Annotated in this window: 1 protein-coding gene; it reads right to left on the reverse strand. The window is 32.9% G+C overall.

Going from position 1 to position 1,109, the window contains the following annotated elements:
* Positions 1-25: 25 nt before the first annotated feature.
* Positions 26-1,109: aminotransferase class I/II-fold pyridoxal phosphate-dependent enzyme (locus ACRDDY_RS16890; RefSeq protein WP_438566103.1), on the reverse strand; the 1,084-nt coding region annotated here is incomplete at its 5' end.

Raw genomic sequence — 1,109 nt, forward strand, 5'->3', positions numbered from 1 at the left:
TGTGATTCACTATAATTCTTCATTTTTAATTCTCAATTCTTAACTTCTCCACAAATCTTGCAATCCTCTTAACTCCTTCAACTAAATCTTCAGTTGAAGCTGCATAACAGGCTCTTATATATCCTTCTCCACAGTCTCCAAAAGCATTTCCTGGTACTGCTAAAACTCTTTCTTCCATTAAAAGTCTTTCACAGAATTCATCTGCTGTAAGTCCTGTAGATTTTATACATGGAAATACATATAATGCTCCAAGTGGCTCAAAGCAGCTAAGCCCCATTTCCCTAAATCCATTTACAAGAATTCTTCTTCTTCTATTATATTCATTAGCCATTTTTTGAACACTATCATCACCATTTTTAAGTGCTTCTATTGCTGCATATTGTGCTGTTGTTGGTGAACACATTATTCCATATTGATGTATTTTTTTCATTGCATCTATAATAACTCTATTTCCACAAGCATATCCAAGTCTCCAACCTGTCATTGCATAGGCTTTTGAAAATCCATTTATAACTATTGTTTTATCTCTTACTTCTTCAAATTCAGCTATTGATACATGTTTTTTATCATATGAAAGCTCTGCATATATTTCATCAGATAATATTATTACATTTTTATCTTTTAAAACTTCTACAATTTCACTAAGCTCTTCTCTTGTCATTATTGCCCCTGTTGGGTTATTTGGAAAAGGAAGTATAACAACTTTTGTTTTTTCTGTTATAGCCTCTTCAAGTTGCCAAGCCTTTAATTTAAAGTCATCTTCCTCTCTTAAGTTTATTATCTTAGCAGTTCCTCCTGTAAAGGCTGTACACCCTCTATATGCAACAAAGCTAGGTTCAGGAATAATAACTTCATCTCCCTCTTTAACTAAAGCTCTAAGAGCTAAATCAATTCCCTCACTTCCACCAACTGTTACTAAAATCTCATCCTTTGGATTATAATAAGTATTAAATCTTCTAACTAAGTAATTGCTTATCTCTTCTCTAAGCTCTATAAATCCAGCATTAGATGAGTAATGAGTATGTCCTTTTTCCAAAGAATAAATTCCAGCCTCTGTAATATTCCAAGGAGTAACAAAGTCTGGCTCCCCTACTCCTAATGAAATTACA

Origin of the sequence: Clostridium sp., from assembly GCF_051656525.1 — a bacterium.
Taxonomy (GTDB): domain Bacteria; phylum Bacillota; class Clostridia; order Clostridiales; family Clostridiaceae; genus Clostridium.